26 protein-coding genes are annotated in these 26492 nt (G+C 66.5%); 13 read left to right on the plus strand and 13 right to left on the minus strand.

Annotated features, from left to right (window positions below; translation table 11 throughout):
• Positions 1-34: 34 nt before the first annotated feature.
• Complete coding sequence (locus ACIA8C_RS37735) at positions 35-799, minus strand: GntR family transcriptional regulator (RefSeq protein ID WP_397143310.1); 765 nt, start codon at positions 797-799, stop codon at positions 35-37.
• 53 nt (positions 800-852) lie between these two features.
• The gene (locus tag ACIA8C_RS37740; protein ID WP_397143312.1) at positions 853-2442 is read right to left on the minus strand and encodes a flavin-containing monooxygenase; all 1590 of its coding nucleotides are present in this window, start codon (positions 2440-2442) and stop codon (positions 853-855) included.
• 518 nt (positions 2443-2960) lie between these two features.
• Here ACIA8C_RS37740 and ACIA8C_RS37745 point away from each other — a divergent pair.
• From ACIA8C_RS37745 to ACIA8C_RS37760, 4 genes are all read left to right on the plus strand, one after another.
• The gene (locus ACIA8C_RS37745) at positions 2961-3605 is read left to right on the plus strand and encodes a TetR/AcrR family transcriptional regulator (protein ID WP_397143314.1); all 645 of its coding nucleotides are present in this window, start codon (positions 2961-2963) and stop codon (positions 3603-3605) included.
• Between the two features lie 160 nt (positions 3606-3765).
• Positions 3766-4245 carry a VOC family protein gene (locus ACIA8C_RS37750; RefSeq protein WP_397143316.1) on the plus strand — a complete coding sequence of 160 codons (480 nt, stop codon included), beginning with the start codon at positions 3766-3768 and terminating at the stop codon, positions 4243-4245.
• Positions 4246-4434: 189 nt separating this feature from the next.
• Entirely contained in the window at positions 4435-4689 is a 255-nt protein-coding gene (locus tag ACIA8C_RS37755) for an STAS domain-containing protein (RefSeq protein ID WP_397143318.1), read from the plus strand.
• Positions 4686-5618: an anti-sigma factor RsbA family regulatory protein gene (locus ACIA8C_RS37760; RefSeq protein ID WP_397143320.1), complete on the plus strand. Its 933-nt coding sequence runs from the start codon at positions 4686-4688 to the stop codon at positions 5616-5618. Before ACIA8C_RS37755 ends, ACIA8C_RS37760 begins: the two co-directional genes overlap by 4 nt.
• Before the next feature lie 15 nt (positions 5619-5633).
• Here ACIA8C_RS37760 and ACIA8C_RS37765 read toward each other — a convergent pair whose 3' ends face one another.
• From ACIA8C_RS37765 to ACIA8C_RS37775, 3 genes are all read right to left on the minus strand, one after another.
• Entirely contained in the window at positions 5634-6416 is a 783-nt protein-coding gene (locus ACIA8C_RS37765; RefSeq protein ID WP_397143322.1) for a crotonase/enoyl-CoA hydratase family protein, read from the minus strand.
• Between the two features lie 66 nt (positions 6417-6482).
• On the minus strand, positions 6483-7106 hold the full coding sequence (locus ACIA8C_RS37770) for a TetR/AcrR family transcriptional regulator (protein WP_397143325.1): 624 nt from the start codon (positions 7104-7106) through the stop codon (positions 6483-6485).
• On the minus strand, positions 7103-8848 hold the full coding sequence (locus ACIA8C_RS37775) for an amidohydrolase family protein (protein ID WP_397143327.1): 1746 nt from the start codon (positions 8846-8848) through the stop codon (positions 7103-7105). The genes ACIA8C_RS37770 and ACIA8C_RS37775 overlap by 4 nt, the downstream gene beginning before the upstream one ends.
• 239 nt (positions 8849-9087) lie before the next feature.
• Between ACIA8C_RS37775 and ACIA8C_RS37780 the strand changes: the two genes are divergently transcribed.
• The 5 genes from ACIA8C_RS37780 to ACIA8C_RS37800 all read left to right on the plus strand — a co-directional run bounded on the left by ACIA8C_RS37780 (position 9088) and on the right by ACIA8C_RS37800 (position 15118).
• Positions 9088-11034 (plus strand): primary-amine oxidase, encoded by a 1947-nt coding sequence (locus ACIA8C_RS37780; RefSeq protein ID WP_397143329.1) that lies wholly within the window; start codon positions 9088-9090, stop codon positions 11032-11034.
• Positions 11027-12430 (plus strand): APC family permease, encoded by a 1404-nt coding sequence (locus ACIA8C_RS37785; protein WP_397143332.1) that lies wholly within the window; start codon positions 11027-11029, stop codon positions 12428-12430. Before ACIA8C_RS37780 ends, ACIA8C_RS37785 begins: the two co-directional genes overlap by 8 nt.
• A gap of 115 nt (positions 12431-12545) precedes the next feature.
• Entirely contained in the window at positions 12546-13934 is a 1389-nt protein-coding gene (locus ACIA8C_RS37790; protein ID WP_397143334.1) for an AIM24 family protein, read from the plus strand.
• 246 nt (positions 13935-14180) lie between these two features.
• Positions 14181-14627, plus strand: coding sequence for a L,D-transpeptidase (locus tag ACIA8C_RS37795; RefSeq protein ID WP_397143337.1), 447 nt, complete (start codon positions 14181-14183; stop codon positions 14625-14627).
• A gap of 122 nt (positions 14628-14749) precedes the next feature.
• Positions 14750-15118 carry a DUF1304 domain-containing protein gene (locus ACIA8C_RS37800; RefSeq protein WP_397143339.1) on the plus strand — a complete coding sequence of 123 codons (369 nt, stop codon included), beginning with the start codon at positions 14750-14752 and terminating at the stop codon, positions 15116-15118.
• Between the two features lie 7 nt (positions 15119-15125).
• On the opposite strand, the gene ACIA8C_RS37805 is transcribed toward ACIA8C_RS37800, so the two are convergent.
• From ACIA8C_RS37805 to ACIA8C_RS37820, 4 genes are all read right to left on the minus strand, one after another.
• Positions 15126-15587, minus strand: a complete 462-nt coding sequence (locus tag ACIA8C_RS37805) for a VOC family protein (RefSeq protein WP_397143342.1) — start codon at positions 15585-15587, stop codon at positions 15126-15128.
• Positions 15588-15725: 138 nt separating this feature from the next.
• Positions 15726-17159 (minus strand): family 1 glycosylhydrolase, encoded by a 1434-nt coding sequence (locus ACIA8C_RS37810; RefSeq protein ID WP_397143344.1) that lies wholly within the window; start codon positions 17157-17159, stop codon positions 15726-15728.
• A gap of 91 nt (positions 17160-17250) precedes the next feature.
• Positions 17251-17700, minus strand: coding sequence for a hypothetical protein (locus ACIA8C_RS37815; RefSeq protein WP_397143347.1), 450 nt, complete (start codon positions 17698-17700; stop codon positions 17251-17253).
• A gap of 44 nt (positions 17701-17744) precedes the next feature.
• Complete coding sequence (locus ACIA8C_RS37820; RefSeq protein WP_397143349.1) at positions 17745-17927, minus strand: hypothetical protein; 183 nt, start codon at positions 17925-17927, stop codon at positions 17745-17747.
• Positions 17928-18721: 794 nt separating this feature from the next.
• Here ACIA8C_RS37820 and ACIA8C_RS37825 point away from each other — a divergent pair.
• The gene (locus ACIA8C_RS37825; protein ID WP_397143351.1) at positions 18722-20488 is read left to right on the plus strand and encodes a cutinase family protein; all 1767 of its coding nucleotides are present in this window, start codon (positions 18722-18724) and stop codon (positions 20486-20488) included.
• 80 nt (positions 20489-20568) lie between these two features.
• Here ACIA8C_RS37825 and ACIA8C_RS37830 read toward each other — a convergent pair whose 3' ends face one another.
• Positions 20569-21012 (minus strand): hypothetical protein, encoded by a 444-nt coding sequence (locus ACIA8C_RS37830; RefSeq protein WP_397143353.1) that lies wholly within the window; start codon positions 21010-21012, stop codon positions 20569-20571.
• 519 nt (positions 21013-21531) lie between these two features.
• Here ACIA8C_RS37830 and ACIA8C_RS37835 point away from each other — a divergent pair.
• Complete coding sequence (locus ACIA8C_RS37835) at positions 21532-22542, plus strand: alpha/beta hydrolase (protein ID WP_397143354.1); 1011 nt, start codon at positions 21532-21534, stop codon at positions 22540-22542.
• 21 nt (positions 22543-22563) lie between these two features.
• Here the strand turns inward: ACIA8C_RS37835 and ACIA8C_RS37840 are convergent, their stop codons facing one another.
• Positions 22564-23025, minus strand: coding sequence for a hypothetical protein (locus tag ACIA8C_RS37840; RefSeq protein ID WP_397143355.1), 462 nt, complete (start codon positions 23023-23025; stop codon positions 22564-22566).
• Between the two features lie 366 nt (positions 23026-23391).
• Between ACIA8C_RS37840 and ACIA8C_RS37845 the strand changes: the two genes are divergently transcribed.
• Positions 23392-24327, plus strand: coding sequence for a glycoside hydrolase (locus tag ACIA8C_RS37845; protein ID WP_397143357.1), 936 nt, complete (start codon positions 23392-23394; stop codon positions 24325-24327).
• A 52-nt stretch (positions 24328-24379) separates the two neighbouring features.
• Here ACIA8C_RS37845 and ACIA8C_RS37850 read toward each other — a convergent pair whose 3' ends face one another.
• Together ACIA8C_RS37850 and ACIA8C_RS37855 are read right to left on the minus strand one after the other, a co-directional pair.
• The gene (locus tag ACIA8C_RS37850; protein ID WP_397143359.1) at positions 24380-24964 is read right to left on the minus strand and encodes an isochorismatase family protein; all 585 of its coding nucleotides are present in this window, start codon (positions 24962-24964) and stop codon (positions 24380-24382) included.
• A 177-nt stretch (positions 24965-25141) separates the two neighbouring features.
• Entirely contained in the window at positions 25142-25579 is a 438-nt protein-coding gene (locus ACIA8C_RS37855) for a MarR family winged helix-turn-helix transcriptional regulator (RefSeq protein WP_397143361.1), read from the minus strand.
• A gap of 449 nt (positions 25580-26028) precedes the next feature.
• Between ACIA8C_RS37855 and ACIA8C_RS37860 the strand changes: the two genes are divergently transcribed.
• Positions 26029-26487, plus strand: a complete 459-nt coding sequence (locus tag ACIA8C_RS37860) for a DUF4254 domain-containing protein (RefSeq protein WP_397143363.1) — start codon at positions 26029-26031, stop codon at positions 26485-26487.
• Positions 26488-26492 lie beyond the last annotated feature (5 nt).

Below are 26492 nucleotides of genomic sequence, written 5' to 3' on the forward strand. Positions count from 1 at the left end.
CGCGGAGCCTCTCTGTCGGGGGCACGGTCAGCGCTCACTCGGCGGGATCGGTCGCCGGTTTCGCACCGATGAGCTCACTGAAAGTCTGCACGACCTGATCGTGGTATTCGCGAACCAGTGTCTCGATCATGCCGATTTCGGGGAGGTCGATGTCGGCACTCGACTGCCAGATGTCCAGGAGCTTGCGGCAGAGCACGACGTGGCCTGCGGGCGCCAATGGATCGTAAAAGGCCTGTCCCGCTTCGGGAATGGAAATCAGCATCGCGCCGACGGTGTTGAACAGGCTCAGGAATCCCGGCTTGTCGAGGGCGGCGAACACGCACCGCAGCATGTGCAGCTCGGCGGCCATGATGTCGGTCAGCTCGGAAGTGTCGTCGCCGATCAGCAATTCGAAGCGGTCGAGCGCGTGCACGGCCCGCGACAGGTCGTAGCGGCGCGGCTCGGCGGCCACCGTGCTGATGGCCTGCATGACCAGCATGTGGTCGACGTCGATGATGTCGGCGAAGATCTTGGCGGCGCGGTCGGGTACCCGATGGGCGAACCGGAACATGAACCGCCACGTGTCGATGCCGCCGTAGAGCCGGATGTCGCGAACGAGGTAGCCGAGGCCGCGGCGAGCCTCGACGAAGCCGAGCGCGGCGAGCCTGCCGAGGGCGCTGTTGGCGGTCGGCGTGCTGACGCCGAACTCGGCGGCGACCCGGCGCACCGACGGCAGCAGTTCACCGGGCTGGTAGCTGCCTGCCGCGATGCGATAGGCGAGCTGCTCGGTGATGTCATCGACGACCGTTGGTGTTGCCACGCCGGGATTCTCCCAGGCCGCCGGTCGAGGCCGCGCCGTCCGGGCGCGAACTCCTATGCTCCCGACGCGAGCTCGCTACCGACCCGGTCGGCGACCGCGTGCGCCTGCTCGTAGCGGTAGTCGTCGAGCGGGAACTTGCGATTGCCGCGGCTGGCCTCGAAGAAACCCGAGGGACGCAGATAGGTGCTGTCGCCCTGGGAGTTTCGGTAGTAGGTGGGCACGTGCCCGTTGAGTTCGTTGAAGTAGAACCGCACCGCCGCCGCCCGCTCCAGCGTCTTGCGGTGGTAGGCGTCGTGCGCGTCCTTGCGCACCTCCACGGTGGTCGCGCCCCGGCGAATACCCTCTTTGATGGCGCGCACGGCGTGGTCGGCGGTCATCTCGACGAAGGCGTGCCAGCCGCTGCCGGTCCACGAGTACGGCCCGACCAGGGTCCACCGGTTCGGCAGGCTCGGCACCGAAACGCTCTGATAGGCCTGCATGCCGTTCTCGGTGTAGAACTTGCCGAGATCGAAACCGTTGCGGCCCACGATGGTTCCCGGACGGTATGTCTCCGGATCGGAGAACACCTCGTAACCCGTTGCGAGCACGATCATGTCGAAGATGTGCTCGACGCCGTCGCGAGTCTTGATGCCGCGCGGGGTGATCTGCTCGATCGGGTCGGTGGTCAGCGTGACGTTGTCGCGGTTGAACGCCGCGAGGTATCCGTTGGACATGGTCGGGCGTTTGGCGACGACACCGAAGTTCGGCGCCAGCTGTGCCTGGGTGGCCGGGTCGTCGACGATCATCTTCAGGTATCGGCGATAGGCGGCGATGGTCCACCGGTCGAAGGCGGTGAGGGTCGGGCGCACCACCCGCATGGGTGCCGCGACGGCGGCCCGCAGCACCAGGTCGGCAAGCACGAGGACACCGCCGTGCACCGCGGCCTGGAACCCGGGCACCCCCAGCATGCGCTTGCCCAGCTCGGGCATGGCGAAGTCCGGCTTGGGCAGCGACCACACCGGAGTGCGTTGGAAGACACCGAGTTCGGCGACCTCGGGAGCGATCGACGGAATGATCTGCACGGCACTGGCGCCCGTGCCGATGATGCCGACCTTCTTGCCGGTGTGGTCGTAGTCGTGGTCCCAATCGGACGGGCGCTGGATCTTGCCCTTGAACGACTGCCAGCCCGCGATGCCCGGATCCTGCTTGGGCCGGACGAAAGCGCCGACCGCGCTGATCAGGAACCGCGCGGTCATGGTCGTTCCGTCGGCGATGTGCAGCTTCCAGTAGTTGTGCGTGTCGTCCCACTCTTCACGAACCACGTTGGTGTTGAAACGCACGTGCGGGTAAAGCCCGAACTTCCTGGCCACGTTCATGTGGTACCGCTTGACCTCCGCGCCGTACGGAAACACCCGGCTCCACCCGGCATTGCGGGCGAACGAATACTGATACGCGATGGCCGGAATATCCACACCGAGACCGGGATAGGTGTTTTCCTGCCAGCTGCCGCCCACCTCGTCGGCCCGCTCGATGATGACGAAGTCGCCGACGCCGGCCTGCTTCAGTTTCACGCCTGCCGCGAGTCCGCCCGGCCCGGCGCCGATTACCGCGACCTGATGATCGGGCGTACTTACCTCAGCTGACAGAGGAGTCGAAAAGCTCACGGTCGTTGTCTTTCTCGTGACGGGTTGTGGGAAGAGGCGCTCGAGCCGGTCGAGCAAGCGTCTCCTTCTTCCCGGCTGCATGGCCGTTGTCCCCACTGTGTAACACAGTATAGATTGTCTGGGACACTAACACGAGGGCGTACCGCGCCAGCAAGGCCGCGGCGCAAATTCTCACGAATGCCTGCGCCGCTCGTCGGCCTCGGCGAGGAGCAGGCATCTGCGACAAGATTCGCGACGGACCCTTCCCCACGGAAGCTTTTACTGCCGCCGCAAGACGTCTAATGCGTTGGATCGCAGCGGTTTTCATCCCGCAGCTCCGACCCACCGAAGTAATCAGAAACGAATCCGTTTCCGGCTCAGGGGAATCCCCCATTCGGCCGTCCATCGTGGGACGTACCCTTCCGGTGGATCGCGGTCAGGCCACCCCCAACCCCGTCCATGATTCGACTCGCACGCCGCTCGCCCCCACCTCGGCTATTACGTCCGATCGGTCGGACTTATTGCGATAGGATATCGACATGACGAACAGGCACCCCGCCGACGGGCGCCGAGCACGCGGTGACCGATCCAGAACGGCCGTGCTGGACGCGGTGGTTTCGATGGCCTCGGTCGCCGGACTCGGCGCGCTGAGCATGGGCCAGGTCGCGGCCGAGGCGGGCGTGAGCAAGTCGGGCCTGTTCTCGCTCTGGCGCGACAAGGAAGAACTGCAGCTGGCGGCCATCGGACGCGCGCGGACGCAGTGGGCGGACCTGGTTGTCGCGCCCGCGCTCAAAGCCCCGGCGGGCGTCCGTCAGCTGTGGGCGCTGCACGAATCACGCCTGGCGTTCTACACCGACCTGGTACTGCCCGGCGGCTGCTTCTTCGTGGCCATTCAGCACGAATTCGATGACCAGCCCGGGCCGGTGCACGACCGCCTCGTCGCCCTGGCCCACGAGTGGGATGCGTTCGTGCACTCCATCATTCGCACCGCGCTCGACGCCGGGGAGCTGCGGCCGGATACCGACCCCGGCGTCCTCGCCTTCGAACTCGAGGCACTGGGCTACGCCGCGGTCACCCGCGCCCGACTGCTGGATCGCGATGCCGCGTTCGCCCAGTCACGGGCCGCCATGCTTGGACGCCTGCGGGCGCACTGCACCGATCCGTCCATTCTTCCCAAGTCTTGAACTAAAACTTTACGACCGATCGTTCTTATTGTAGGGTGGGACGTGCACAGCGGATAGCGGTCGGCGGCAGCGCCGGCGGGGGCAACTGAATGGATACCCACCGTTATCGCGTCGCCGGAGAGCGATTTCGCGCGCGGTGACGCTCCGAAAGGAACCGCACATGCCAACCATGCAGCCCGCGTATCACATCGGAATCGTCGTGGCCGACCTCGAAAAGGCCATGGCCGAGCTGGGCAAGATCGGTCTGGAATGGCACGCACCGATCAGGAACAACAGCGACGTGCTCAGCAATGGTGAGACCACAAACATCCGGCCGTGGATGACCTACTCCAAGCAGGGACCGCCCTACCTGGAACTGCTCGAACAGATGCCGGGCACCATCTGGGCCGAGACCGGCCTGCATCACCTCGGCATCTGGGCCGACGACGTCCCCGAGGAGTCGAAGCGCCTCGCCGCCGAGGGCGTCGCGCAGCTGATCTCCTCCCACGACAACACCTCCGACTCCGCCTCCAGCTATCACCAGACGACCGACGGCGTCCGCCTGGAATTGATGGACATCGGTCGCGTCGGCCCAGGACTGGCGCTGTATCTGAGCGGCACCGCCGACGACTACCTGAACAACCTGCGGACACCCGGGTAGCCGCCTGATCGATCCGACTCGGCGAGGGCGTATGTTCTGGAGGTAATTTCCCTGCCGTTGACAGGCAGAAGGGGTGGTGCGAGAGTGCAGGCCGAGCCAGCGAGACCCGCCGAGAAGGGTCCCGTGATATCGCCGGATTCGACCAGTCTGCGGACGTTTTCGACGAGCAAGCCCCCTGGCCTACGCTGCGTGGGTCAGGTCGATTTCGCGACGCACGACGCATGGGAAACCGCGCTGGCCGACCTACCTGCCACCCCCGACATCCACTTGGAATTGTCCGAGCTGACCTTCATCGACACACACGGCACGCTGATACTGGTGGAAGCCACGAATCAGGCGGCGAAGGGACGCAGGGTCGTGCTGCACAACCCGCCCATGACGCTGGTCCGCATCCTGGAGCTGTTCTGGCCGTCGCTCCCGACAATCGAGGTAGATCGCGCATGACCAGCACCACCGCTGACCCCTTCGTGCATCCGGCGCTGTTCTACAGCGACACCGAGGAGTACCTGGCAGGCACCGTCGGGTTCATTCGAGAAGGATTGGCCAACAACGAACCCGTCGCGGTGTCGGTCCCCGGACCCAACCTGGAACTGATTCGCGCCGAACTCGGCGCCGACGCCGAGTCGGTGCGGCTGATGGACATGACCGTCGAAGGCCGTAACCCTGGGCGGATCATTCCCGGCGTGCTCCGCGCCTTTGCCGACACCTACCCGACCGGACGGGTGCGGATCATCGGCGAACCCATCTGGGCAGGCCGCTCCGCGACGGAGTATCCGGCGTGCGTGCAGCACGAGGCGCTGATCAACGCCGCGTTCACCGGCCGCGAGGTCACCATCCTGTGCCCATACGACACCGAACGCCTAGACCCGACCGTGCTGGTCGACGCGCACGCGACCCATCCGACGCTGATCGACAGCAGCGGCGAACGGGCAAGTAGCGCCTACGATCCCGACCGCATCGTCGCCTCGTACAACAAGCCGCTACCGCCCGCGCCGCCGATCGCCCGCGTCATCGCCTTCGACGTCACCTCGCTCACCGAGGCCAGGCACCGGGCAGGCGAGTTCGCCAACCAGGCGGGCATGGCCCCGGACCGCGTCATCGATCTGGAATTGGTCATCGCCGAGACCATCACCAACTCGGTGGTGCACGGCGGCGGCAGCGGCACGCTGGCGCTCTGGATCGACGGCAGGCAACTGCGCGCCCAGGTCCGCGACGCGGGCCACATCACCAACCCGCTGGCCGGCCGGGTGCCACCGCAGCCCTTCCAATTCGGCGGCCGCGGACTGCTTTTGGTCAATCACCTCACCGACCTGGTCCGCATCCACACCGGCGTGCACGGCACCACCATCCAGATGCACCTGCGCCTGGCCTGAACCCGCGCGTGGCCTTCATCGACCAGTGAACTTCGCCTTCCGTCGCTCGACGAACGACTGGATGCCCTCAGCACCGTCGGCCGTCGCGAACAGCTTGGTGACGTCGCCGACCAGATGTTCGGCAGCGGCGGCGTTGCCTTCGTCGCGGGCCCGGTGCGCGGAGGCGAGGATGGCGCGAACGCCCAATGGTGCTGAATCCTCGGCAATTTCGGTGGCCAATGTGCGTGCCGCGGTGAGCGCCGATGCCGCGTCGGGAGTCACCTGCTGGAGCAGGCCGATGCGAAGCGCCTCGGCGGCATCGAATTCGGCGCCGGTGAGGATCCAGCGCATGGCGTTGCCCCAACCCGCCTCACGCCAAAACCGCAGTGTCGCACCGCCGAACGGGTAGATGCCGCGCCGGACCTCCAGCTGACTGAACCGGGTGCTCTCGGCGGCGATCCGGATGTCGGCGGCCAGCAGCAGCTCGATGCCCAGCGTCATGCACCACCCCTGTGCCACGGCGATCACCGGCTTGGTCCAGTTGTAGTTCAGCCGCCACGGGTCGAGGCCGTCCTCGGGGTAAGTGATCGCGCCGGTCGCCAGCGCGGGCGCGACGTCGACCAGGTCGAGGCCTGCGGTGAAATGCTCGCCGTGCCCGAACAGCACGCCGGCGCGCAGCTCGTCGTCGTTTTCGAGCAGGGCATACGCGCGAGACAGCTCGCCGAGCATCTCGAGGGTGAAGGCGTTGCGCTTCTCCGGGCGGTTAAGTCCGATGAGCAGGACATGTCCGTCGCGTTCGACGGTAACGGTGTCGGCCATGGGCTTCAGTCAACAACAGCGATATTGATTATGCAATAGTCCATAATCGATGCCACGGTCGGCTACTCAGGAGCCCGATTCGACGCGAATCTCGCCCGCCAGACGCTGGAAGGTACTTGCGACATATTCGATGCGGGCGTCCTCGAGCTCGGGCCGCGGGTAGGTCGAGCGGAAGATCGCCTCACCGTCGAACATGTGCACAATCGAGGTGGCCAGCAGGCGGGCGACCTCCGGGGCAACGGCGGGCGACAGGGCCGCGACCGCGACCCGCTCGACGTCGTCGAGCAGCGCCCTGGCGACGGGAGCGAGCCTGGCCCGCAACTCCGGCTCGGTGCGCGCGGCGACGAGCAGCTCGAACCAGACGGTGTTGGTTTCCTGGCGGATCTGATTGCGGGCGCGGTGCAGGATGTGCGTCAAATCCAGTGGCTGGTAGATGTTTTCGCGCGCGCGGATATTGTCGAACGCGCGCATATGCCTGCGGCCGACCTCTTCGGCGGCGGCGACGACCAGGTCGGTCCGCGAGTCGAAGTGCCGGAAGATGCCGCCCTTGGACACCCCGGCTCGGCGGCTGATCTCACCGAGCGAGGCATTGTGGTAACCGACCTCGGCGATGGCCTCGATGGTGGCCTCGACGAGCTTGCCGATGGTGGCGGCGCGGCGCTGGGCTTGAGTTCGGCGCGGCTCGGTCACCGCTCCTGGGACCTGAGGAATCGTCCGGTGCGGCCGGTGCCGAGGATCGGCGCGGCCGTGCCGTCGCCGAAGACGTACTTGCCGCCGATGAAGACGGCCGAGACCGCCCCGTCATTGCGATTCACCATGCGAGACAGGTTGTCATACTGGGCGACCGTGCTTTCGGCGTAGGCGTCCAGCGAGGCATCAAGATGCGCCGGGTCGATGATCACCAGATCCGCACGATCGCCCTCGCGCAGATGGCCCGCGTCGATGCCGTACCAGTCGGCGAGCTCACCGGTGAGCCGGTGTACCGCGCGCTCCAGCGAGATGAACGGCGCGCCGGCCTGCTCGGCATCGCGCACGCGCCGCAGAAAGCGGAGCCCGAAGTTGTAGAACGCCATATTGCGCAGGTGCGCGCCCGCGTCGGAAAAGCCGAGCTGCACACCGGGATCCGCGCCAAGCCTGGTCAGGAACTTCGGCCTATGGTTGGAAATCGTGGTGCGCCAGCGCAGTTTGGTGCCGTGCTCGACCACCAGGTCGAGGAACGCGTCCACCGGGTGCACGCCGCCACGGTCAAGACCCACCTGCCCGAATGTCTGGCCGACCACGGAATCATCCGGGCAGGAGACGATTTCGGCGTCGAAGAAGTCGCGGTGCCAGACCCGCATCCCGAACTTCGAGTCATAGTCCTTGCGGAACCGTCGCCGGTACGCCTCGTCCTGCATCAAGGCGTTGCGCTCGACCTGGTCGGCGAGGTGCAGTGCGGCGGCACCCGAACCGAACTCCTCGAAGATCACCAGGTCGATGCCGTCGGCATACACCTCGAACGGCACCGGCAGGTGCTGCCAGCGGAAGTCACCGCCCAGCGCGTTCAGTGCGCGCGCGATCGGTCCCATGATGTAGACGATGGCCGGGTTCGCCTTGATGTCCGCGGCCGACAGCAGCGTGGTCTTCAAGCGCTTGCGGAAGATGCCCAAGCTGCTCAGCGTCATCGCGGCGATGCTGCGCACCGAGGCGATATCGGGGCCCGCCTGCAGCACCCGCCGCCGCCGTCGCAGAATCGCGTTGAGACGGCGGCGTTCTCGCGCCTTGGCGTAGGTGGACGGCAGCGTGCGCGAACGGCAGGTATCGCCGTCGAGCTTGTCGAAAAGCAGCTGCTGCGCCGACATTCCGACGAAGCCGGCGTCGAGCGCCTCGGTCAACGCCGCTTCCATCGCCCCCTGTTCGGCCGCCGTGGGGCGGACCTCTTTACGGGTGGCGCGGTCGAGCCCCATCTGCGCCGTGCGGATATCCGAATGACCAAGCATCGCAGCGATATTCGGGCCTAGCGGCAGCTCCTCCAGTGCGGCGATGTACTCGCGCGCCGAGCGCCAGGTCTTGGTCTGTTCGATCGCCTCGATCACGTGCCGCCGCGGGATCGCCTCCACCCTGCCGAACAGATCGCCCGCCTCGGTCGCCCCGACGTGCACGGTCGACAGCGAGCACGACCCGAGCAGCACCGTCGTCATGCCGTGCCGCACCGACTCGGCGAGTTCGGGCGTCTTCAGCACCTCGATGTCGTAGTGCGTGTGGATGTCGATCATGCCGGGGACCACCCACTTGCCCTCGGCGTCGATGACGTTCGGGCAGCCCGTCTCGTCGAGCGGCTCCGCCGACACCGCGACCACACGGTCGTCGCGAAGCCCGAGGTGCCGCGTGCCGGAGGGCGAACCGGCGCCGTCGAACCAGCGCCCGGCCTTGATGATCGTGTCGTAGGTCACTTCTACATTGCAACCGATCGGTTGCTAACCGTCAAGGCTCAAATGATTTGCTGTTCCGTAACCCTCGGCTCGCCATGTCGTCACCATTACCCGGCATCCTCATTCGATTGAATGCGGGAACAGGTAAGCGGCGTTTAATACCCAATTGTCCGAATAGTTGCTGAATAGGATGATCGGACGCAGCTTTTCGGCGGATATCCCCCTGCTTTCCACATTCGTGACATTGACATGGAGGGCTCATGCCCACGCTCACTCCGGAACGTGCCGATCATCCGCTCGCCCTGCCCACCGAGGCCGAGATCGCCGAGGTGCGTGCCGTCGTCGCGGCCGCCGGGCTGATCGCGCCGACCACACGTTTCGTCTACGTCGGACTGGACGAGCCGGACAAATACGAGGTCTACCAGTGGTCCGGCGCGTTGGATCGCCGCTTCCGGGTGCTGCTACACGACATCGACCGGCCGAACGCCGTCGATCTGGTCGTGTCGCTCAGCCGCCGGGCGGTGCTGTCCCAGCGCACTCTGGACGCCATCATCGACGGCCAGCTTCCCGTGCTCGACGAGGAGTTCGAGCTGGTCGAGGCGGTCCTGTCGACCGACCCGGGTTGGCTGGCCGCACTGGCCGCCCGCGGCCTCGACGTCGCCGAGGTACGGGTCGCTCCGCTGTCGGCGGGCGTGTTCGACTACGCGGGCGAGGCAGGCCGCCGGATCCTGCGCGGCTTGGCCTTCCATCAACAGCACGACAAGGACCATCCCTGGGCGCATCCGATCGATGGGCTCGTGGCGTTCGTCGACGTGATGACCCGCGAGGTGTTGCGGGTGATCGACACCGGGCCGGTCGACGTGCCGCGGGAACCGGGGAACTTCGACGACCCTGTCGTCACCGGCCCACCGCGCACCACACAGAAACCGATCGAGATCACTCAGCCACACGGACCGAGTTTCACCGTGCGCGGCAATCTCGTCGAATGGGAAAAATGGTCGATGCGAGTGGGTTTCGATGCTCGAGAGGGACTCATCCTGCACCAGATCGGTTTTCACGACAATGGCCGGATCCGGCCGATCATCCATCGCGCGTCCATCGCGGAAATGGTGGTGCCGTACGCCGATCCGTCACCGATCCGCTCCTGGCAGAACTACTTCGACACCGGCGAGTACCTCGTCGGCCGCTATGCCAACGCACTCGAGCTCGGCTGCGATTGCGTCGGCGACATCACCTATTTCGACGCCGTGATCGCCGACGAGAGCGGCAACCCACGCGTGCTGCAGAATGCGATCTGCATGCACGAGGAGGACTTCGGCGTGCTGTGGAAGCACACCGACCTGTGGACCGGGTCACGCCAGGTCCGCAGGCAACGCAGGCTGGTGATCTCGTTCTTCACCACGGTGGGCAACTACGACTACGGCTTCTTCTGGTACCTCTACCTCGACGGCACCATCGGCTTCGAGGTCAAGGCGACCGGAATCGTCTTCACCGCAGCCTATCCCGGCCTCGACCACCCGTTCTCCACCCAGGTGGCGCCCGGTCTCGGCGCGCCGCATCACCAGCATCTGTTCAGCGCACGCCTCGACATGATGGTCGACGGGCATCGCAACCGGGTCGAGGAGGTGCAGAGCGTGCGCGTGCCGATCGGCCCGGACAACCCGCACGGCAACGCTTTCACGCTGGCGCGAACGACACTCGCCCGCGAATCGGCGGCGCAGCGGCTCGCGGACAACCGCGTCGGACGCGTCTGGCGCATCAGCAATCCGGAGGTGCGTAACCGCCTCGGCCTGCCCGTCTCTTACGTGCTGTACCCCGAGGGCAAGGAAACGCTGCTCGCCGACGACGAATCGCCGATCGCCCAGCGAGCCGCCTTCGCGACGAAGAGCCTATGGGTCACCCGATACGACCCCGCACAGCGTTATGCCGCAGGCGATTTCGTGAATCAGCACCCCGGCGGTGCGGGACTTCCGGAGTACGTGCGCGCCGATCGACCGCTCGACAACGAAGACCTGGTCGTGTGGCACACCTTCGGCCTGACCCACTTCCCGCGACCGGAGGACTGGCCGATCATGCCGGTCGACTACACCGGATTCGTGCTCAAGCCGGTCGGCTTCTTCGACCGTAATCCCACCCTCGATGTCCCTCGCACCAGCTCCGGCCATTGCGACGAGTCGACCAGTTGCCTTGGAGCCCCCGATGACTGAAACATCCACTGCCGGTGCCCGATTACGCGGTTCGATCGGGGTGACGGGGATCGTCTTCCTCGTCATCGCGGCGGCGGCACCACTGACCTCCGTCTGCGGCGCCTTGCCGCTGATGATCGGACTCGGCAACGGAGCGGGCGCACCGGCGGCCTACCTCGTCGGCGCAGCCGTTCTGCTCGTCTTCAGCGTCGGATACGCCGCCATGAGTGGCCATCTCGACGAGGCGGGCGCCTTCTACGCCTACGTCCGCAGCGGCCTCGGCGGCAGCGCCGGAATCGGCGCGGCCGGGCTGGCATTGCTCACCTACACCGCCATTCAAGCCGGGATATACGGGCTCGCGGCATCGACCGTCGAAGGACTCGTCGTGCATTACGGCGGACCCGACTTACCTTGGTACAGCTACGCTTTCGCGCTGATGACCGCCGTCGCGGTGCTCGGCTACCGGAATATCGAGCTCGGCGCCAAAGTCCTCGGCGTGCTGCTCGTTGTCGAGATCGGCATCATCGTCGCGTTGTCCGCCGCCGTGCTGAGCCAAGGTGGCGCGCACGGCATCGACACCGTCTCCTTCACCCCGTCGGCCTTCTTCGACGGCTCCCCCGGCGTGGCGTTGATGTTCGCCATCGCGTCGTTCATCGGCTTCGAGGCCACCGCGATCTACGGCGAGGAGACCCGCGACCCGCGGCGCACCATCCCGCGGGCCACCTACATCGCGGTGCTCACCATCGGCGCGCTGTACGCGGTGGCCAGCTGGGCGGTCGTGCTCGCGTTCGGCAGCGACGATGTCGCCGCGGCCGCGGGCGACGACCCCGAAGCGCTGACCTTCACCGCCGCGCGGCTGTTCCTCGGCGACGCGGCCGCCGACCTCATGTCGATCCTGTTGGTGACCAGCCTGTTCGCCGCCTTGCTCGCGTTCCACAACGCGATCTCCCGGTACGGCTACGCGCTCGCCCGCGACGGCGTCGGACACCCGGCCCTCGGCCAAATCCATCCGCGCCACGGCTCCCCGCACAAGGCTTCGCTCGCCCAATCCCTAGCGGCGGCACTGGTCGTCGGCACCTTCGCGCTCGCGGGCGCGGACCCGGTCCTGCAGTTGTTCACCTGGATGTCCGGCCTGGCCACCGTGGCTATTCTGCTGCTGATGACGCTCACCAGCGTCGCCATCATCGCCTTCTTCCGCCGCACCGGCGTTGATCGCCGCCGCTGGCACACGGTCGTCGCGCCCGTCCTCGGCACCGCCGGGCTACTGATCATCACCGCCTTGGTCATCGACAACTTCACCACCCTGGTGGGTGGCTCGACCATCGTCGCAAGCACCCTGCTCGGCATTGTCGCGGCGACCTTCATCCTCGGCGTCGCGATCGCCGAGCGACGCCGGGCAGCAGCCTGCGTCAGCTAACGATTCGGCGTGGCGTGCGGCCGACTCGGTAGCGCGCGGACCCGACTCGGGACACACTTGACGGCGTGAATCGCATGCCATTCGGGCCGATCGCCGACGACCGGGCCGGTCCACGGTGACCGCCCTCGCCCGCGGCGAGAACCGGCCAGCACCCGCCGACCGGATGACGGTGACCGTCACCTGCGCGGCCGGGGTCGACGTCTCCGCCCTGCTGCTCGGCGCGGACGGCCACGTCCGGACCGACGCCGACTTCGTGTTCTTCAATCAGCCGGTCGGTCCCGGCGTCACCTACCGGCACGGCAGCGGTCGTGGCGACATGGTCGACGTGCAGACCGGCGCGCTGCCGCCGGACGTCGACAAGGTGGTGGTCACCGCCAGCCTCGACGGCAGCGGCCCGCCCACCTTCGCAGGCGCGGGCACACTGCTCGCGACGATCGGATCCGATTCGGGGACACTGACTTTCCCGATGGACGGGCTCACCACCGAAACGGCGGTGGTGTGCGTGGAGATCTATCGCCGCGGCGGCGCCTGGAAGGTGCGCGCGGTCGGCCAGGGTTACGACAACGGGCTGGCCGGTATCGCGACGGCGTTCGGCGTCGACATCGACGACGAACCCGAGGTACCCGCGGCCCCGAATCCACCCGCCGCCGTGCCGGTTTCGCCGCCCGCACCCGTACCGAACTACGCACAGCAGGCCGCGGCCCCCTATCCGCAGGCCCCCGCTTACTCACCGCCCGCGCCATCACCTCAGCAAGGAGCACTGCCGATGCAGAGCGATCTGTTCAACCCCAGCCACGCCGAAGTCTCCGGCGTCGGCATCCAGAAGCAGGGCGGCAAGATGATCAAGGTCGCCGTCAACGGGGAGGTCATGGCCCGGGCCGGTTCCATGGTCGCCTACCAGGGCGACATGCAGTTCAAGGCGCTCGGCTCCGGCGGCATCGGCCGGGCCATCACCCAGCGGCTCACCGGCGAGGGGGTCCCGCTGATGAACGTCTCCGGCCGCGGCGATCTGTTCCTCGCCGACAGCGCCGCCGACGTGCACATCATCGACCTCGACGGCAGCGACGGCCTCACCATCAACGGCTCCAACGTGCTCGCCTTCGACACCAGCCTGTCCTATCGGGTCCAGCGGGTGCAGGGCGCCGCCGGAGTCGCCAGCAACGCCGGGCTTTTCAACTGCGTGTTCACCGGGCGCGGCCGGATCGCCATCACCACCCACGGCTCGCCGGTGGTGCTCCAGGTCGACCAGCCGACCTACGCCGACCCGCAGGCGGCGGTGGCCTGGTCGTCGAGTCTGCAGACCGGGATCAAGCGCAACGACTCGTTCGGCCTCGGCAGGTTGATCGGCCGCAGCACCGGCGAGGGGCTCACGCTGGCCTTCTCCGGGCGCGGCTTCGTCATCGTGCAGCCATCGGAGTTGCCGCCCGGCGGGCTCATCGGCGGCACCGGCGGCGGCCAGCAGGCCGGGCAGAGCGGCGGTGCGCTCGGCGGGCTGTTCGGCTGAGGCAACTGTTCGGATTGTGAAACATCTGCGCGCCGCGATTGACCCGGCGCGCAAGGTCCGCGATGATCGCTACCACCTCGGATCCTCCAGTTTCTTGCGACGAGGTACTCCTATCACTCTGGCATTTCGGCACGCAGCGTGGCGGCAAGGCGAAGAGAGGCCTGAAATTTGATGAGCAGCAAGCGTTTTAGAAATTGGTCGGCGAGATTCGTAGTTATGGCCGGGGTCGCGGCCGCCGGATTCGCAATGACGGCAACGGCACAGGCCGAACCGCTATGGCCGGGCGGACCGGACATTCCCGGCGTCCCTGCCATCATTCAGCCGCCGCCGCCCGCGCCGGTCTACGCGCCGTGCACCGCGGCGAAGGTCCGCGCATGCATGCGGCTGTCGACCAAGGAAATGTGGCTGATGGAGGATGGGAAAACCGTCTACGGCCCGAAGCCGATCGAAATCGGCAGGCCGGGATACGAATCCCATGTCGGCGTCTTCGACGTCGATTTCAAGCGTGAACATTTCTGGAGCACGATGCACAACGCGCCGATGGAGTGGGCCGTATTCTTCGACGGCGATATCGCCACCCACATCGGTCCGCTCGATTCGAACTCGCACGGCTGCATTCGGATGAACCCCGATGCCGCCGAGGCGACGTATCGCCACCTCGAGCCCGGCGACATCGTCGAGGTCGTGGAGTGAACTCGTAACACCATTCATCGCGGAAACGGGATGCCCCGACGGGCATCCCGTTTCCGTTTTCGGTCATCCTTGATCAGAAATCCGGGCGGATCCCGGCCGGTACCCGAGGAAGCGAGTCGATCGTGCGAGTAGTAGCCGAGGTTCTGGTCGGATTGGTGGCGGCGCTGCACGTCTACATCATGGTGATGGAGATGTTCCTGTGGACGACGCCTCGGGTGCGGGCGGCGTTCGGCAGTACGGCCGAATTCGCCGAGCAGACAAAGGTTCTCGCCGCGAATCAGGGACTCTACAACGGCTTCCTCGCGGCCGGGTTGATCTGGGGCATCATCGCCGCGGACCCGGTCGGGTACGCCGCGATGATCTTCTTCACCGCCTGCGTCGTGGTCGCCGGAATCTACGGTGCCGCCACCGCCAGCCGCCGCATCCTGGTGGTACAGGCGCTGCCCGGCGCGATCGCGCTGATCGCGGTGCTGGTGGCGGGCAGCCGGTAACGCGACGTCAGGGCGCGGTTGTCGCGCCGCCGAGATAGTAGGTGAGTGCGGGCGCCCCTCGGCCCTGCTCGATCATCTCCAGCAGCATGCCATCGGAGGTGCGGTGGTAGCAGACGCCGGGCTCGGTGTCACCGCTCAGCACGACCGCGGCGGCTTCTAGCGGGTGGCCAGCCTCGGCCAGCCTGCGGGATTCCGCATGGACGTCCGCGGCGTAGAAACCGACGTGATGCAGTCCGGTTTCGGCCCATATCGTGTTCGGAACCTGTTCGAGCAGCTCGAAATACGGCGGGCCCTGTTTGGAAAAGGTCATCATGGGGCCCAGCGGCGTGGCATTGTCATCGGACACCTGGTGCCCGCTGCGCGCGGGCTCCAGCCATTCCAGCCCGAGCAGCTCAGTCAGTTCGTTCATGGCCTTGTGCAGATCGGCGACGACTACGCCGAAGTGATATCCGGGTACGAGAACGGGCATCGCTGACTCCTATCCACCGGGTGGTGGCGGTTGAGGTCGATATTCATTCTGTGCGAACGATCGTACTTCTAGATTGCTCTCAAGTTGCCATCTGAGAGGCACGCCACAGGATGACCATCCGCCACCGGCGGGCCGACGTCAGGGAACGGCGAGGTCGATGCAGCCGGGGGTGGGGTCGACGAGGACGCAACCGGACGGCGGGCGGGTGGGGCGATAGTCGGCTGGGACGCCGCCCGCCGCGATGGTCTCGGTGTAGGTGGCGACGGCCTTGGTCGGGCGGCGCTCCAGCTTGGGATCGTTGCGCACATCGACCGTGTAGAGGCCGAAACGCGGGTTGTAGCTGCCCCATTCGTAGTTGTCGGTGATGCTCCAGTAGTTGTAGCCGATGAGGTTCACGCCGTCGGCTTTGGCGCGCTGCAACCAGTAGACGGTGTCGCGCAAATGGTCGCTGCGGTTATAATTTCCGGTGCCAGGGACGTTGTCGTCGTCGGAATTGGCGTTCTCCGTTGGCATCCCGTTCTCGACCACGTAGATCGGCATATCGGGCTTGCCGACCTTGCGCGCCTCGTCCGCATAGCGTTTGACCGCGTAGTAGATTCCTTCGGTCCGGATCGGCAGATTCCACATCCCGGGCGACCCGACGGCCGCGATGGACCGGACGGTGGCGGGCGGGCTCGAGGCGGGCGGCTCGTAGGCGAAGTAGTAGTCGACGCCGATATAGTCGAGCCGGTCCCGGATCTTCTCGAACAATCCGCCGTTGACCCGATCGTCGATACCGGCGACGTAGCCGATATTGCTGGTCACCTGCGCGTCGGGCCGCACGTCGTGAATGTATTCGTAGATCTTGTTGTGCGCCTCGGCGACCAGGTCTTCCATCCGGCCCTGATCGGTCGCGTTGTTGCGGACCTCGTGCATGATGTAGGCAACGGGCTCATTGATGGTGACCCACAACGGATTCCGCGGCGCGTAGCGGTCGACCACCTTGCGCATATTGGTCAGCCAGGCAGCAAGCATCTCCGGGTTGTCCCAGCCGGTGTCCGGGGTATCCGAATGCGGACCATGGAACGCCCCGTCGTAGGCCCAGCCCGGGTACACCCAGTGATCGAGGGTGAGCATCGGGCGCATGCCAGCACTGATGATCTTGGCGATCACCTTGTCGTAGAACCGGAATCCGTCGGCGTCCCACTCCAGCCGGCTCTTCGGTTGCAGCCGCGCCCACTCGATCCCGATTCGGAATACCTTGACTCCGAGCGACTTCGCCAGATCGATATCGGTGGCGTATCGATCGTAGAAGTCGATCGAGCTCTGATACTTGTCGAACTCGGGGTGGTTCCCGATGTAGCGCACCCAATTGCTATCGGGCGCATCGTTGTTCGGCGACGGGCGGGTGGTCGGTGGCGCATGGCCTTCGGACTGGAAGCCGGACGCCGCGACGCCCCAGAGAAAGTCGGGCCCGAGCGCGGCGGTCCCCGCCGCTGGCCCCGTCGGGTCGGCAACACCCACGCCGGGCACCAGCAGCGCGGCCATCGCGGCCGCGAGCGCTACCGCGGCACGCCGAGTCGATGTGCGCATAAACCGAGAACTTAACCGACTAATTGCTGAACCCCCGGTAGGCCCGGTCCCTGCGGCGAGTATCGGCCGGGGAGCGCGCCCCATTCAGTGGCTAATTCATCGACAGATGGTGACCGACCCGCGCGATCGTCACGATTCGCGGTGCGCCGTACGCCCCGTTGCTGGCGGCCGTGGCAGCCTCCTCCGCCGCGGCCGCGGCATCGGCGACGGTGACGTCGTCGGGGGCGAACGCGGCGGCCTTCGCGGCGTCGAGCGCGGCGGTGCCCGCGTCCTGGACGGTGACCGCCGCGTCGGCGGTGACGACCGCGTAGAAGGTTGCCTTGATCGCGTGGTTGGCGGCGACATAGGCGTGCCAGGCCGCGTCGCGGGTGGTGTTCGAGGCGGCTACCGCGCGTGCGGCGCCGTGCGCGCGGGCGACATGGTCGACGGCCCTGTCCCGGTTCACCGCTCGCTTGGCCGCGGCGCTCGCGCGGCCCGCGGCACTGCTTGCCCTGGCGTGCGCCTGAGCAAGCAGCTCGCGGGTGGCGTCGAGCTCCAGCACGGCGGTCGCCCGGGCACTACCCGGTAGCAATGGAATGATTTTGCCTACCAACGGAACCCGCCGATGTGCTCGAGCTGCTCGGTGTCGTCGTCCGCGTCGAACCAGTCCGAACCGGCGGTCTCGGGCCCCGCGCCGGATTTCCAGAAAGCCAGGGAATCCGTTCCGGCGCAGTAGATGACCACGGCCAACACCGCCAACACCGCCAGCTCCTTCGACAGACGCGCCACAGCGAACCTCCTCGATCGACGATTGTGTGCCGGCCAGCCCCGGCGGATGCAGTAGCACAGGATGCGGGGTGCGCGCGCATCTCTGGTTTGTCCGAATTACCGCCGGACGCAACGAAAATGCGCGCGTGCCGCCTAGCCCAATATGCCGAAGGTAAGAATCCCTACGAGGTTCTCCGTTACCGCGAGCACGCTGTTCACTAGACCGAAGAGACCACTCAACATGACTTGCTCCTGTGCTGCGCCATTGACGGGATCGGTGTCATTTGTCGAACGAGAGCACGAGCTGGATCGCCGGGAAAGGCTAGCGCACCAGTCCCCAAAAGGACAAAACACCTGCGCCAACGCGTTCATCGCCGAGACGTTCCGCCGGTCACAAGCGTTGCCCCAGCTCACAGCCTTATCGAAACCGGTTCGAAATTTCTTCCATCCGAACGTACTTGGGTAACGAAGACACTATCGACGCCTGCCACTGACGGTTCCCGACATTGTCAGCGTTGGACGCCCACCCGGGTTGTTCGCGCCGCCTGGAGTTTTCGCCGCGGAGCACCACCGACATTTCAGACCCAGCGTCGGATTGACCGCACAAAGACTGACCGGACGGCTTGTAACCACAGGAAAAAGAAAGGGATACCATGCTTGCACCGTTCCTCACCGCCGTCGTCACCCTCCTCACCACGGGACTCACCAGCGTCGTAACCGCGCTTCTCGGCGGCTGATTCGACACGGTCCGGGGTGGCGGCGAAGCCCACCCCGGACCGGCGGACGCCGGAGACTCTCCTGACCAGCCTCAGGCCATGCGGATCAATGTGAAGGTGAGGACGTTGCGTCGAATGCTGTTCTCCAGAACAGGTATTCGGAGACTAGGAACACTCGTCGCAGGTACGGCCTTCGTCCTGAACGCGGGAGTCGGCCTGGTCGCGGCACAGCCGACGGCTGGCCAATCATTGCGCTGCCCAGCCCTTTACGCAATCGGGGTACCCGGCACGGGCGAATCCTCCCCCGACGCGGACCCCGCCGATGATCACGGCATGCTGTCGTCGATCTTCCTGCCGATGCTGGCGGCCGAGCCCGACCAGACCGATCGGGCCTACGTGCCGTACGAAGCCGGTTTCGGCGGTGCCGTGCCCGGCGGCCCGGTGCCCTACGCCCAGTCGGTGACCGGCGGCCTACAGCGGCTGCGGTCGATGGCGCAATCGGTCGCCGATCGATGCCAGAGCACTCGCCTCGCTGTCGTCGGCTACTCCCAGGGTGCACACATCGCCTCCCTGTTCGCCCAGGAGATCGGCCGCGGTCAGTCCACCATCCCGGCCGACCGGATCGCCGGCGTCGCCCTGCTCGCCGACCCCACCCGATACCCCGGTGCGTCGCTGTTCCCCGGTGCCGCAGGCAAACTCGCCCCCGATCCGGCACCGGGCACGGTGGCCGCGGATCTGTCCGCGCTGCAGGCGCAGCCCGCCCCCGCGGCGGGCGGCGGGATCGGACCGCTGCGCGACCTCGCCCCCGACTTCGGCGCGCTCACCGGTCGCGTCGCCTCGTTCTGCATCGACGGCGACCTCGCCTGCGACTCCCCCGCGAACACGCCGATCCTGCACCTGATCACCAATATCGCGGGCCAAGCCCTGCTGCCACTGGACGACCCGCTGACCGCGCTGTCCTCGATCACCGACGCGCTGGCGGCTACCGTCAGCAAGACCGCCACCGACGTGGTCGACAAGGACCTGCACGGGCTGACCCCGGGCAGTCTCGTGCTGTCGCCCGACAAGTCGCTGAGCGAGCGGCTCGCCGAAGCCTCCGACCCGCGCTCGACGATCGACGACCCGACCGCGCAGTCGGCCGCGGTGCGACTGGCCACCATCACCCTGAACACTCTGACCAGCATCGTCGGTGTCGTCCTCAGTCCCGAAGACGTCTGCCAGATCGGCACCATCGGCGCGAACGATCCGCTGGCGGGGCTGGCCGCGTTGGCCGCCAAGATGTTCGCCGCGATGCCGAAACGCTCGGCCGCGCCGCGGTTCACCCAGGTCGTCACCCAGGCGTTCAATGCCATCGGACGGCTGGTCAGCGACAATCTCGAGCTCGTCGACACCCAGGTCTGGTCCAAGTATCAGGACGCGGTGGCCAGGCACGGTGCCTACGCGTTCACCGCGGTCGCCGCGGACCGGCCCTCGGTGCGATTCGTCTCCGACTGGTTCATCGCGCTCTCCCGCGCGCTACCGGCGCCGGCCCAACCCAAACCGGTTGTCGCTCAACCGGACAGCGTGCTCGCCTCGATGCCGGGCCAAGACGTGCAAGAGCCGGCCGCCGAAAGTGACGCCAAACGCGCACCCACACATCGCAACCCGCAGCAGCCGACGGACGCCACCACCGAGGTGGGCACGGCTGCGCGAGCGGACAAGACCCGCGGTCACCTCCGATCGGAATCCGCGAAGGCGCAGGCCAAATGGCTCGAGGCAAGCCGGAACGTTGTCTGGGCTCTGCTGCTCGCGGAGACCGCTTGCCTGCTCTACCCGGCGCGGCGGCGCATCGTCCGAACGGGTTGGGACACCAACTTTCTCGGCTGAATCGACGGCAGGCGGGCCCGGTCGCTCATCGGAGCGAAGCGGACCCGCCTGCCGTCGGATGAATCAGTAACGCGTGCGGATCAACTTGTCGGCCTGATCGGTTTGGCCTTCGGTATGCCGCCGTCGGGGCTCGGCTTGGGTCCGAGGAAGAAATCAAGCCACTCGTCCGATGTTTTGCCGAGTGGCCCCATCTCGGCACCGCCGTGCGGGGGCCGAAGGAAGTCCCGCAGTGCGGAATCGAGCGCGGCGGCGACTTCCGGGTCGGCAGCGGGCGTCTCCTGCTCCGCCTTGCCGCCCTTACCCTTGCCCTGCTTGCTCTCGGCGCCCTTGTCGCCGGACTTCTTGCCGCCTTGCGGCGCGAAGAGGCCGAACAGGTCGTTCTGCTCGGCCGGTGCGGTCTCGCTGGGCTTTGACCCCGGTGCCTGCGGCGTCGGGGCGGCATTCGCCGCGCCGGTGGCCACGGCGAGCGTCGCCGCGGCGGCGAGCAGACCGGTCACCGCGGCGGTCGCGTTTCTGTGAAACATAGGTAACCCCTTGTCATGTCGAATGCGGTACATGCGGCCGGCAACGAGTCGGACACGTGTCGGCACTACGGCATATTCGGATCCACGGCGGGTCTGGATCGGAGAATTCGGCACCAATATTCGCTACGGCCGATAAATTGCCCGACTACCCGGGGTTGCGCCACAAATACTCGCCGCTGAATACACGACCGATGAGGCCCGGGGATCACCCGGACCTCATCGGACTGTGTGTACAGCGATAGTGAGCCGCAGGGGCGACCACGACTCACTCTGCGGAACTGTCCCGAAGTTCGCGGGACCCCACCAGATTACATAGCCGACCGCAATCCCGTGGCGATTCCGGATGGAATGATCTACCGACCGAGCGGCCGGTCTTGAACGCAATCTTGCATTCGGGAAAAAGTGACACGCCTGTGCGCACAATGCTTGACGCGAATCAGTAACAAGAACCACGCCGATCCCGAATCAGGGTTACTTCGCCGTTTTCCGCGAGGCACTTATGAAATGAGGACGGTCCTGATGACAACATGCGGCTCCGATTCTAATCGGTCCAGGCGGCAGCGCAATGCCGCTTGGATGGTCGGGGTGGCGCTCGCGATGATCGCGCCGCTCGTCTCGACGCCACCCATGGCGAGCGCGCAGGCCGCGGTCGATCACATCACCAAGCGCACCGACCGCTGGGAAGAGGTGTACGTGCAGTCACCGGCGATGGGCCGCATCGTCCAACTCGACCTCCTGCTCCCCGCGAACCAGGCGGCACCCCGTCCCACTCTCTATTTGCTGGACGGGAACGGGTCGACCGAAGCCCAGACCCTGAGTACTTGGACCATGCGCACCGACATCGTGAACTTCTTCACCGACAAGGAAACCAATGTCGTAATGCCGGTCGGCGGCGGCGGCACGTTCTACACCGATTGGCTCAACGATGACCGCAAGCTCGGGCACAACAGGTGGGAAACCTTTCTGACCCAGGAACTTCCGCCGCTCGTCGACAATCTGTTGCACGGCAACGGGACAAACGCCATGGCGGGCGTCTCCATGGGCGCCCAGGCCGCGACGACGCTGACCTTCCGCCACCCGACGCTCTATCGGGCCCTCGCCGCCTACAGCGGCTGCCTGTACTCCAGCAATCTCGGGCAGGCCACCGTCCGCACGACCGTCGCCGACAAGGGCGGCAATGCCGACAACATGTGGGGCGGCATCGCTAACCCCGAGTGGCCCGCCCACGACCCGACCCGGCACACCGAGGCCCTGCGCGGCAAACCCATCTACCTCTCCACCGGGAGTGGCGTCCCCGGCCCTTACGATCTGAACTTCGATCCCAGCTACGCCTACCCCACCGATCTCACTGCGGCCATCGCCATCGAACAGGTCGTGCACGAGTGCACCCTCGTCTTCGATACCGACCTGCGCCTGCACAACATCCCGGCCACCATCCGCTACACCACCCCCGGCACCCACTCCTGGCCGTATTGGCAAGATGCCCTGCATGATTCGTGGCCGACACTGAAGGCCGGTCTCGGCATCTGACGGACCCGAGCCCGATCCGCACTACGGCTCGTGCGGATCGTGGCCGGCGAGGGCGTTGTAGGTGTCGCAGGCAGCGATCAGGGCTATGCGAGTGTCCACCTGGCGGGACGGGTCGTCGACGCTGGTCACGCTTCGCCAGTCGACCCAGGCGGCGGCCAACTCGTCCACCGCCTTGCCGATGCCGTCGACGCCGGGGGCCGCGTCGACGATGCCTTCGATCAGGTAGCGGCGCAGGGTGCGGGCCGCGCGCTCGATCCCGGGGCCGTTCACCCGGCGCGATGTGGGCGGGGTCAGGTCGATCGCGGCTCGATGGCGGTGGATCCATTCGTCCACCGCGGCAAGCAGGCAGGCGGCGCGCAGTATCGAGGCGGCCGGATGTCGTTCGGGAACAACGTCATGCATCGCGTCCAGCAATTCGCGGGCGGTTGGCAGCGCGGGGGATGGCCGCTCCCCCACGGGCGGTCGGTCTGCAAGCTCGGGCATGGTTGCGACTCCATACATTCGGCGTTCGGCGAACGAGCGAGGCACGGGGCGGGGCCTGCCCGGCCGGTGACCGGAGTGCGGTGCCGGGCGGATCCTCTGCCTGAATTGAGGGTCGCAGGTGCGCGGACAAGTTGTCTTGGGCGGTATGCCAAGGTTTGCCGCGTAACTTGTTCTCCGACACAGCCATTCGCCCGCCTCGGCCGTTAGGCGAAATCAGGGTCGGCCGTGCTGCCGCGCGCACCGGGCCAACTCGAGTCCAGGACACCGAGACGACCCAGTCCGGCCGAACCGTCGAACATAATCTCGTCTACGGCGTGTCGACGAGCTCATAGCAATATGCTCTGGATAATCCCGAAGGTGGCATTCGTGACGGTGAGTCGCAGGTCCGCGCTGGCGTTGGCGGCAGGTTTGCCCTTGAGCCTGCTGGCACTGAAACCTGCCGTGGCCAAAGGCCCCATGATGCGGTACACGATGACCGCGTTCACCAATTCCAGCGAATCCGATTTGTACGTCTACGAATCCACCGACGCGACCAACTTCCAGCTACTGCGCGGCCCCGCCTACCGTCCACCCTCCGGGCTGCTGCGAGATCCATGCCTCTTCCGGCACGTCGACGGCGTCTACTACCTCACCTACACCACCGCCTGGGAGGGCCAGACGATCGGCTTCGCGCGCAGCACCAACCGCGTCGACTGGCAGCACATGTACGACTTCCCGGTCCAGGTGGACGGCCTGAATGTGACGTCGAGCTGGGCCCCGGAATGGCTGGTCGACGCGCAGGGCCGGGTCAATGTCATCGTGTCGCTGTCCGACGGCTGCCGCTTCACGCCGCACCTGATGACCGCGACCGACCCTTCGCTGCGGTCGTGGACTCGGCTGACCCCACTGGCCGGGCTCGGCCCCGTCCCCGGTTATGTCACCCCCGCCGACCGCCCCACCTGCGATCGTTTCGGCTACGGCTACATCGACACCACCATCGTCCACCACGACGGCGTTTACTTCGCCTTCACCAAGAACGAAACCAGCAAACTCATCGAACTCGCCATCGCCCCCGCACCCCTCGGCCCGTATCTATTTGTCGAGACCGGAGATTGGGCGGGCTGGGGTGCCCCACGCGAGGGCCAATGCGTCATCCCGCTCCCCAACGGCGGCTGGCGAATCTTCTTCGACGACTACGACGAGAACAACCCTCGATACTTCTACAGCGACAGCGCCGACCTGCGCACCTGGACGCCCCCCACCGAACTCCCCGGCCTCTCCGGCACCGTCCGCCACTTCACCGTCATTCCCGAAATCGCCTGAGCCCTATGCGGTCCGGCAGCAGCACCCGGCCGCTGTCGAACGCACGTTCCGACTAGCGGGTGTTCTCCAGCAGTTCGAGGATTTCGGCGGTGCTACCGGTCTCGGCGAAGCGCGGCAGAACTCGATCAACGCTGTGCCAGTGGACGGCTTCGTCCATGTCGGTGGTGGCGTCGGTGGCCAGGGTGACGTGGTAGCCGTGGTCGTGCGCGGCGCGGACGGTGGATTCGACGCCCATGCTGGTGGCGACGCCGGCCAGCACGAGCTGGGTGATGCCGCGGCGGCGCAGGTGCAGTTCGAGGTCGGTGCCGTAGAACGCGCCGACATTGCGTTTGGTCACGCTGAGATCCTCGGCGTGACCGGCCAATTCGTCGACGATGACGTCCCAGCCGTCGGGTCGAGTGCCGCCGGTACGGCGCGGCGCGTCGGTGCGGCCTTGCGCGAAATCCGAGCCGTCGGGGGCCCCGCTCACCCGCACCAGGATGACGGGCAGCCGGTGCGCGCGGAAGGCATCCGCGAGTTCGGCTGCGCGGGCGATGATGTCGGGCATCGAGTGCGGCGCGCCGGATATCGCGGCAATGCCCTTCTGCAGGTCGATGAGGACGAGCGCGGTGCGCGCGTCGAGCGTGCTGAGTGCCATGCTGTTTCTCCTGGATCGGTGTCGTGGCTGAGATCGAATTTCGCTCTGGTGAGCTGGATTTGGGTGGGCTGCCCAGCACCGCCATCGTGGCGAATGCGGCAAAGACGGCGCCGAAGGCGAACACGATGACCTGGCCGATATGGAACGGACCGGAGATGCGCCTATCGAACGTGGAGATCAGAGGTGGTGTGCGAGCCGCTCGATCAGCGGGGCGGCCGCGGCCAGCTGCTTCAACTGCGCGGGCGTGAACTCCTCGGCGAGCACCCCAGCCATCAATTCAGCTCTCGCACTACGTTTTTCCGTCAGTACCCGCGAACCAGCGGGTGTCACGGCGAGGACGACGCGCCTGCGATCCGCCGGGTCCGAGTTGCGCGCGATCAGCCCGCGGGCCTGCAACGCGCTCAGCGTCGCCCCCATCGCCTGCGGCGTGATCTGTTCCTTGCGCGCCAGCTCCGCCGAGGTGGCCGGGCCCTCGCGATCCAGCCGGGACAGCGCGGTGCGCTCGGGCATGGTGAGCGCGTCCGCCAGCTGCGGATGACGCAATCGGCGCAGTAGCGCGCCTACCCCGGTCAGCAGGGCGGAGGCAACATCCGCGGCGTCCAGATCGTCGGTCACATGCTAAGGCTACCTGATCAACCAACTTTATCAACCTGCCTTAGTAACTCGCGACAGATTGCCCAGGCATAACCAAAGAGGCCAAACCGAGCGCGAAATGACCTGAATTCGGCTTACAGAAGACCGTCCGAAGGACGAAACTTGGAGATGCATCCGGCGCCGGGCGCTTTGCTCCCTTATCTCGGGTACGCGCAGAACGACTGGTCGGCCCAAAGGAATATGGCTGGTCGCCGGGGCCGGATGCACCTCGACCGTCGCTAGGGAAGGCCAACCTTGCCCACGCAGCTGGACCACCGGGAGATGGCGGACACGCGACAACGCGTGCGAACCATGACGCAGAGTCTCCGCAGTGAGGCACGAGCCGGTCGCATTTGCCAGGTGAGCGCACCGGGCCGCGTCGACGCCGTCACGTGACCGTGCAGACCGCTGAAGGACCGAGACCGCGAGCGATGTCCATCGAAGACGGCAGCACCCGGCCGCTGCTGCCGGACTGGCACGAATTATCCGCCGCATTGCGCTTGCACACCGGCGACCGCCCCGGCGACCACCTCGTCATCCAACTGGCCAGAGCCTTGGCGCAGCTGCACCACACGCGCCGCGCTCAGCCCGAGCGCCTGATGGAAATCGACTGTCGCCGTAGCGAAGTCGTCACCGTGATCGACGACTGGGTGGCCAAGCAGGTGACGCCGCGGCGCGCGAAGGACCGGCCCGCCGAGTCACTCGGTAGCACCGTTGACCGCATGGCCGCCGCCCAGATCCTCGCCGACCATCTGCTGATGACCGCCGAGAACGTGCCGGAGCAACGGGTGCACGCGGCGTGGTCCCGGCTCGCCGCGCTCGCGATCCAGTGGACCGATCTCGCGCACGACATCGAGTCACGCCGACCCCGTTCGATCGGACGCCGATAGTTCCG

The organism is Nocardia sp. NPDC051321 (genome assembly GCF_044455225.1).
Taxonomy (GTDB): Bacteria; Actinomycetota; Actinomycetes; order Mycobacteriales; family Mycobacteriaceae; genus Nocardia.